An 8,545-nucleotide genomic window follows, 5' to 3' on the forward strand; every position below is an offset into this window, starting at 1 on the left:
CTCACCTCGTATTTATTCCCACAAAAATAATATGGGCGTTTATCAAAAGGCAAGCAATATCATCATGTTTATACGCTTTTTAACATGATCCAGGTTAATCCCCGGTCAACAACCGCGTAAACAGCTCGCGAACCGTTGGGATATAGCCATTCGCGTAAAAAGAATCCGATTTAAAGCGAAACGCATTATGGCCGGCAAACATAAGCTCACGGTTCAGATCGCCGCCATGGGCGATTTCCTGAAGCGTCTTCTGGATACAATAGGAGCGGGGGTCCGGTTTCTTGCCCGTCGCACCGCTGGTGTCCTGAGACCAGCTGCTGAACCGGCAGGCGGAAAGACACCCCATGCAGTTCACCTGGTCTGTCCGGATTTCTTTCGCCTTTTCCGGGGCAACGAAGATGAGCGTTGAATCCGGCGTTCGCAACGCCTCGCCATAGCCCGCCGACGCCCAGCTATCCGCCCGGACCTTGTCGGGTGCCGTGAGATAAATGCCCCGTTTTCTGGCGCCGATGCTAAAGGCAACCTGGTGTTCGCCAACGGGATCAATCGTATAGGCAATCTGCCGCTCGCTTCGCCCTGAAAGCTCGCGAAGAAATGCGTTGTTCACGCAGGACGAATAAAAGCCCGTCGGACTGAACTGATTGAGAACGACGTCGCCTTCGCTTAAATCCAGCAGGCGGCGCTTCCAYTTTTCCGGGATCGGGCTTTCTTTCGTAAGCARGGGCCGGGTTCCAARCTGRAAACAGATCGGCCCCAGTTCCGGGTTGTTGATCCAGTCTTCCCATTCCCGCAAGCACCAAACCCCGCCGGCCATAATGATCGGCGTATCCCCAAGCCCAAATTCGCGCATTTGTTCGCGCATGGCGCGCACGCGTGGATAGGGGTCCTCCGGCACTTTCGGATTTTCGCTGTTGCTTAGGCCATTATGCCCGCCGGCAAGCCATGGGTCCTCATAGACGACGGCACCCAGGAGGTCCGAGAATTTGTAATAGGCACGTTTCCACAGCGCCCGGAACGCGCGCGCCGAAGAAACGATGGGATAATAATGGATGCCGTAATCCGCACTGATTTCCGCAAGACGATAGGGCATCCCCGCCCCGCAGGTGACCCCGTGAACAAGGCCCTTCGCGCCGTCAAGAATGCCACGAAGAACGGTTTCCGCGCCGCCCATTTCCCACAGGATGTTCAGGTGAAGCCGGCCCTGGCCGTTTGCCAGATCATGGGCGATGCGCGCCTGCTGAATGCCGCCGCGAATGGATTGCGCGATCAGTTCCAGATGGCGGTCGCGGCGATTGCGCCCGTGATAGACATAAGGAATGGGGTTGCYATCGGCATCGTAGCTATCGGCATTCACACCGGAAAAAGTGCCGACGCCGCCCATGGCCGCCCAGGCACCCGAGCTCTCGCCGGTGGAAATAGCGACCCCCTTGCCCCCCTCGACGAGGGGAAGCACCTCTCTTCCAGCAAGAAGAAGGGCGTTCAAGGCTTTCACGCGGGGTCCTCCTTAGCGTTCATTCCCTTCAGACAAGGCAGATGCCGACACCGGGCCTAGCTGGCCTCCGGCTTTTCGGCGGCCTTCTTCTGAATGTCTTCGCCCGTCGCCTGATCGACGGCGCGCATGCTCAATTTTACTTTGCCCCGATCGTCAACGCCAAGAACCTTGACCTTCACCATCTCGCCTTCCTTCACGACGTCCCCAACCTGGGCCACGCGCTGCGGCGCCAATTCGCTGATATGCACAAGGCCATCGCGCGCACCAAGGAAATTCACAAAAGCGCCGAAATCCATGATCTTTACGACCTTACCTGTATAGATATGGCCGATTTCCGGCTCTGCAACGATATCTTTGATCCACTTGATGGCCGCTTCGGAGGATTCACTGTCCACCGAGGAGACCTTGATCGTGCCGTCGTCATCAATGTCGATCTTCGCGCCGGTCGTTTCGCAAATTTCGCGGATGACCTTGCCTCCGGTGCCAATCACTTCGCGGATTTTGTCCTTCGGCACCGACAGCGTCGTGATGCGCGGCGCATGGCTGCTGACATCCTCGCGAGCATGGTCAAGGGCCTTCACCATCTCGCCAAGAATATGTATCCGCCCCCCCTTCGCCTGGGCCAGGGCCTGTTGCATGATGTCTTCCGTAATCCCGGTGATCTTGATGTCCATCTGCAGGGCCGTAATCCCGTTTTCCGTCCCCGCCACCTTGAAGTCCATGTCGCCAAGGTGATCCTCGTCGCCGAGAATGTCCGACAACACAGCAAAGTCATCTGCTTCCTTGATCAAGCCCATGGCAATCCCGGCAACCGGCCGCAACAGCGGCACGCCGGCGTCCATAAGGGCAAGGGACGAACCACAGACGGTGGCCATCGAGGAAGACCCGTTTGATTCCGTAATCTCGGAAACGATTCGAATCGTATAGGGAAAGTCTTCCTTTTTTGGCATCAACGCGTGCATCGCCCGCCAGGCAAGTTTGCCGTGGCCAACTTCCCGGCGCGACGTAAAGCCGACACGCCCGGCTTCGCCGACGGAGAAGGGGGGGAAATTATAATGCAGCAGAAAATGCTCGCGATATTCCCCCGCGAGCGCGTCGATGAATTGCTCGTCCTGCCCGGTGCCAAGGGTGGCGATGACAAGGGCCTGGGTCTCGCCACGGGTGAAAAGCGCGCTCCCATGGGCACGCGGCAAAATGCCGACCTCGGCCACAATGGGACGAACCGTTGTCGTATCCCGCCCATCGATCCGAACGCCGGTTTCGAGAATGGCATTCCGGACAATCGCCTTCTCCACTTTCTTCGTGGCATTGGCAACGGCATTTCCGCTCACCTCTTCCGTTACCAGCGCGGCAGCAACTTCCTTGCGGACCTCGCCAAGCCGTTCGGAACGCGCCTGCTTTTCCGTGATCTTGTAAGCGTCGCGCAAATCGGCTTCCGCCTTTTCCCGCACGGCCGCGGCCAGGGTATCGGCAGAGGCATCCGGCGCCGGCAACTTCCATGCCGGCTTGCTGCACTCGCTCGCCATTTCGGCAATCGCATCGATAACCGGCTGAAATTCCTGATAGCCGAACATGACCGCCGCCAACATGACGTCCTCGGAAAGCTCGCTCGCTTCCGATTCAACCATCAGCACGCCGCCCTTGGTCCCGGCCACAACCAGGTTCAGGTTCGAATCCGTCAATTCTTCAATCTGTGGGTTAAGCAAATACTTGCCGTCAACATAGCCAACCCGGGCGGCAGCGATGGGCCCCTGGAAAGGAATGCCGGAAATCGCCAACGCCGCAGACGTGCCGACCATGGCAACGATGTCCGGGTCGTTTTCAAAATCGTGGCTTAACACCGTGCAAATGACCTGCACTTCGTTGCGGAAGCCATCTGGAAACAGCGGCCGGATCGGCCGGTCAATCAAACGACAGACAAGGGTTTCCTTTTCGCCTGGCCGAGCTTCCCGCTTGAAAAAACCACCTGGGATTTTCCCAGCCGCGTAGGTTTTTTCAATGTAATTTACCGTAAGGGGAAAGAAATCGATTCCTTCCTTTGCCTTCTTCGCGCCAACAACGGTGCACAGAACGACGGTTTCGCCATAGGTTACCAGCACCGCGCCATCTGCCTGCCGGGCAATCTTTCCGGTTTCCAGAACAAGCTTTCTGCCGCCCCAAAGAATTTCCTTACGTACAACGTTAAACATTCAATCTTCCTTCCATCCAACAATCCGCGGCACGCGCAGATCAAAGCCCCTCATCGGGCCAAGGCCGCGCCCTGACAGGCGCACCCTTGCCGCAACGGCCTGTTCTTACCTGTTATTTTCTTATGCCAAGGCGCTTGATTATCGCGTCATAGCGATCGACACCCGTCTTCCGCAAATAGTCGAGAAGCCGCCGCCGCTGGCTGATCATCTTCAACAGACCGCGGCGCGAATGGTTGTCTTTTTTATGTTCTTTGAAATGCTCGGTCAGGTTTTTGATTCGCTCACTCAGAATCGCAACCTGCACCTCCGGCGAACCCGTGTCGCCATCTTTCAGAGCATATTCCTTGATAACGTCTTGCTTCTTCTCAGGTGTAATCGACATCGTCTCTTTCCCTACAAATTTAATACACGCAGCGCGTGAAGCTTTCCTTTGGCCAATCGCGCCATCGCAACCGGCCGACCGGCCGACATGGCGCAAACGATCGCGCCCCCCTCCTCGGAGGCCGCGCGCGCCCGAAGCTGCCGGTGATCTTCGCGCAAAAGCATCTGAATGGACTGTCCATGCCGAAGCCGAACCGCCTGTTCTTCCGTCAAAGCCATAGCCGGGATGTCGTCCAGCCCAGCCTCAACGGGAAGCAGGTGCCTCGCCGCGGCGGCATCATGCCCGAGAGAAGTCAGACAATCCAGTGAAATTGCTTGTTTTTCCGTAAACGGACCGGTGGCCAGCCGGCGCAGTTCCGCAATACAGCCGAACGTACCAAGGGCGGTGCCAAGGTCACGCGCAAGACCGCGTATATAGGTGCCCTTGCCGCAAATGGCCTCAAAGGCTGCATGATCCGGGTCCGGGGTATCGAGAAGCCGAAACGCGTGGATATGCACAATTCGCGGGGCAATCGTCATTGTTTCCGCCGCGCGCGCGCGCGCATAAGCCCGTTTGCCCGCCACCTTGACGGCCGAATAATCCGGCGGCACCTGCGCGATCGCACCCGTAAAAGCAGGAAGTGCGGCCAGAATTTGCGCCCTTGTCGGGCGAACCCGGCTTTCCGCCGTGATCGCGCCGTCCATATCGTCCGTATCACGCGCCTCGCCCCAACGGACAAGAAAGCGGTATTTTTTTTCCCCGTCCATCGCGTAGGCCACCGTTTTTGTCGCCTCGCCAAGAGCAATGGGCAAAATGCCCGTCGCCCCAGGATCAAGCGTGCCCCCATGGCCGGCCTTGGCCGCGTTCAAATGTTTACGCACGACCGCCACCACCTTCGCCGATGTCATGCCCTTCGGCTTGTCGATGATCAGCCAGCCGTGAACCGGGTCGCCGGTGCGTCTACGCGCCATCGTCTTGCCGGCCGGATGGTTTGGCGGCGGCGGCGGCATCGTCATCGGACGCATTTTGTGATTGCCGCAGCGCTTTTTGCGGGTGCAGCAGCGATTCCAGTCTGTCGACGGCGTCAAAGGAAACGTCCGGCTGAAAGTCCAGTTCCGGGACGTGGCGCAGCTTGGCATGGCGAGAAAGCTGGCCGCGCAGATAAGCCGCCGCACGGCGCAACGAATCAAGAACCTCTTCCATGCCTTCGCCACCAAGGGGCGTGACAAAAGAAATAGCCCGGCGCAAATCCGGCGTGACGCGCACTTCCGTCACGGTTATCGGCGTATTGCGCAGAACCGGGTCGCGAAAATGACCGCATCTTAGAATGTCAGCAAGGGCGTGGCGGATTTCTTCGCCGACACGCAATTGCCGCTGGGAGGGGGCCTTGCCCCGGGAAGAAGCCATTGTTTTTTCCGAATACGCCCCTGGGAACGTGGCAAAAAGCCTTACAGCTTCGCCGCCGTCTCGGTGACCTCAAAGCATTCGATCACGTCCCCGGCCCGGATGTCCTGGTAGTTTTCAAAAGCCATGCCACAGTCATTGCCGGAACGCACTTCCTTCACTTCATCCTTGAACCGCTTGAGGGAGCTTAACTTCCCCTCATGAATGACGACGTTATCGCGCAACAGCCGAACGCCGGCCCCCCGACGGACCAAACCATCCGTGACCATGCAGCCCGCGACTTTCCCGACCTTGGAGACATTAAACACCTCCCGGATTTCGGCGTTGCCGAGCTGTTCCTCGTTACGGATCGGCGACAACATGCCTTCAAGCCCCGTCTTCACGTCATTCGTCACATCGTAAATGACGGAGTAGTAGCGTATATCGATGCCCTCGCGCTTTGCATGGACCCGTGCCTGGGGATTCGCGCGCACGTTAAAGCCAATGATCAAGGCGTTCGATGCCTGGGCCAGCGTGACGTCTGATTCATTGATGCCGCCGACGGCCGAGTGCAGCACAACAACAGCAACTTCTTCGTTTTCTTGCGAAAGCTTTTCAAGGCTTCCCACAATTGCCTCCACGGAGCCCTGCACATCGCCTTTGACGACGACCAGAAGTTCCTTCGCCACGCCGCTGGCAATCTTGGAAAGCATTTCCTCAAGCGTCCCGCGTGTTTTCTTTGTCGCTGCCAGATTGCGCGCGCGGCCCTTACGGTATTCCGCAATCTCGCGGGCACGCGCGTCACTGTCCACAACGACGATGTCGTCGCCCGCCATCGGCACGCCGCTCAACCCAAGAATTTCAACCGGCATGGAGGGGCCTGCCTCCGTCACCGTGTTTCCCCTGTCATTAACCAGCGCACGGACCCGGCCCCACTCGCTGCCGGCGACAAAAATATCGCCGACGCGAAGCGTCCCGCGCTGAATAAGAAACGTGCCCACGGCACCGCGTCCACGTTCAAGCCGCGCCTCAACGACGACGCCTTCCGCCTTGCAATCCGGATTTGCCTTAAGGTCCAGCATTTCCGCCTGCAACCGGATGGCTTCTTCCAGTTTGTCGAGATTTGCCTTTGTCTTCGCAGAAACTTCGACGGTCAAAACGTCGCCACCCATTGATTCTACGACGACTTCATGTTGCAGAAGTTCCGTACGAACCCGATCCGGGTCGGCACCCGGCTTGTCCATTTTGTTGATGGCAACAATGATGGGGACTTCCGCCGCGCGCGCGTGACGGATGGCCTCCACCGTCTGCGGCATAATCCCGTCATCGGCAGCAACAACCAATACAATAATATCCGTCGCCTGGGCACCGCGTGCACGCATCGCCGAAAACGCTTCATGACCCGGCGTGTCCAGGAAGGTGATGTTGTTGCCACCCTCAAGCTGTATCTGATAGGCGCCAATGTGCTGGGTAATACCGCCCGCCTCACGCGCGGCAACGTCGGTTTTACGCAGCGCGTCCAGAAGCGACGTCTTGCCATGGTCCACATGTCCCATGACCGTGACGACCGGCGCGCGCGGCTGCAACGACGCCTCTAAATCCGTTTCGCCTTTCAATCCGATCTCCACGTCCGCTTCGCTGACACGTTTGGCCCGATGGCCGAACTCGGTGACAATCAACTCTGCCGTATCGGCATCGATTGTCTGATTGACGGTTGTCATGACATCCATTTTCATAAGCGCCTTGATGACATCGACGGCGCGTTCCGCCATGCGGTTGGCAAGGTCCTGAACCGTTAAAACCTCGGGGATTGTGACTTCCCGAAAAATTTTTCCAGAATCAAGAGCACTGCCGTCCCCCTGCCTTTCGCGCTCGCGGGCGCGACGGACGGAGGCCAGACTACGAACGCGATCGTCTTCGTTCAGCGCCTTCGAAATAGTCAGTTTTCCAGCGCGCCGCCGCGGCTCTACACGGCGGACCGGCGGCACCCGTTTCGGGACCGTTTTTCGCCGCCCATGGTCTTCCTGCTCGCGAATGCGTGCCGTCACGGCGGAAAGGGCATTGCCATCCTCGCCGATTTCAACCTGCCCTGTTTTTTTCTCAGGATGTTTCGGGCCACCGGGAGATGGTGGCGTCTCCGGCGACGCTTTCGCCGCCATGCCATCTGCGGCATCGGCTTTCGATGCAGCTTCTGCAGTCTCGGCGTCCTCTTCCTTGGGCGGCGAAGCCGCAAACAACGCTTCCGCCTTAGCTGCCGTGGCCTCCGCGCCCTGCAGCGCGCGCGCGCGCGCGTGGCGTTCTTCTTCCGTAAGCCCAAGCCCACTTGAGATCGCCGCGTCTTCCTTGACTTCCGGCGCCACGGTCGCAACTTCCTTGACTTCCGCCATGTCGCCGCGGTCGTTCTTCGAGAACGTCCGCTTCTTGCGCACCTCAACGGTCACCGCCTTGGTCCGGCCGCGTGAAAAGCTCTGCTGCACCTGGCCGACTTTGACGGTTTTCTTCAGCTCCAGGCGTCCGGGACGCTTAAGCGAAAGCGGTGTCTTTTTTTGTTCTTCTGGTTCGTTCGTTTCTGTCATGGGATCCGCCCAAATTCATTTCTTGTCATTGCAGGTCAAGGTCGCGATCGTTCAAAATTATTCAAAGTTGAAATCCTTGGGCCAAACCGCCCCTGGAAATTTCTTGCCGCAAGTCAGGTTTTTTCCGGCTCCGTCGGCTCCGGCTCCGTCGGTTCCGCGGGTGTCTCTGCTTCCGCTGGCGCCTCTGCTTCCGCTTCAGCCGCCGGGGCAGCCTCCGCCCCTTCTTCCCCTTCAAACCAATGGGCGCGCGCGGCCATAATGATGGCATCGGCGTCGGCTGTCGTCAGAACGGTGCGGCCAACGATATCACGCAACTCGTCGCTTGCAAGATCAGCCAGGTCATCAAGGGTCTTCACATCCTTTTCGCCAAGCGGCACCAACATTGCCGGGGTCATACCCTCCGCCCCTGCAACCTCGTCCGTCACACCAAGCTCCTTGCGTTGCGCGGTGAGTTTTTCCGTCTGGACGGCGATGTACTCCCGGGCACGCGTGCGAAGTTCGTTGCCAACGTCTTCGTCAAAGCCTTCGATTCCGGCAATATCCT

General features: G+C 58.5%; 7 protein-coding genes. All 7 read right to left on the reverse strand.

Going from position 1 to position 8,545, the window contains the following annotated elements:
- Window positions 1-94 precede the first annotated feature (94 nt).
- Window positions 95-1,492, reverse strand: coding sequence for a nitronate monooxygenase (locus COA65_09185; protein ID PCJ57718.1), 1,398 nt, complete (start codon window positions 1,490-1,492; stop codon window positions 95-97).
- Window positions 1,493-1,548: 56 nt separating this feature from the next.
- Complete coding sequence (gene pnp / locus COA65_09190) at window positions 1,549-3,681, reverse strand: polyribonucleotide nucleotidyltransferase (protein ID PCJ57719.1); 2,133 nt, start codon at window positions 3,679-3,681, stop codon at window positions 1,549-1,551.
- Between the two features lie 112 nt (window positions 3,682-3,793).
- The gene (locus COA65_09195) at window positions 3,794-4,063 is read right to left on the reverse strand and encodes a 30S ribosomal protein S15 (GenBank protein ID PCJ57720.1); all 270 of its coding nucleotides are present in this window, start codon (window positions 4,061-4,063) and stop codon (window positions 3,794-3,796) included.
- A gap of 11 nt (window positions 4,064-4,074) precedes the next feature.
- On the reverse strand, window positions 4,075-5,013 hold the full coding sequence (locus COA65_09200; GenBank protein PCJ57729.1) for a tRNA pseudouridine(55) synthase TruB: 939 nt from the start codon (window positions 5,011-5,013) through the stop codon (window positions 4,075-4,077).
- The gene (locus COA65_09205; GenBank protein PCJ57721.1) at window positions 5,003-5,449 is read right to left on the reverse strand and encodes a ribosome-binding factor A; all 447 of its coding nucleotides are present in this window, start codon (window positions 5,447-5,449) and stop codon (window positions 5,003-5,005) included. Before COA65_09205 ends, COA65_09200 begins: the two co-directional genes overlap by 11 nt.
- Window positions 5,450-5,490: 41 nt before the next feature.
- Window positions 5,491-8,001, reverse strand: a complete 2,511-nt coding sequence (locus COA65_09210) for a translation initiation factor IF-2 (GenBank protein ID PCJ57722.1) — start codon at window positions 7,999-8,001, stop codon at window positions 5,491-5,493.
- A gap of 113 nt (window positions 8,002-8,114) precedes the next feature.
- On the reverse strand, window positions 8,115-8,545 hold a 431-nt coding region (locus COA65_09215), incomplete at its 5' end, for a hypothetical protein (protein PCJ57723.1).

The organism is Rhodospirillaceae bacterium (genome assembly GCA_002746255.1).
In the GTDB taxonomy this organism is placed as follows: Bacteria; Pseudomonadota; Alphaproteobacteria.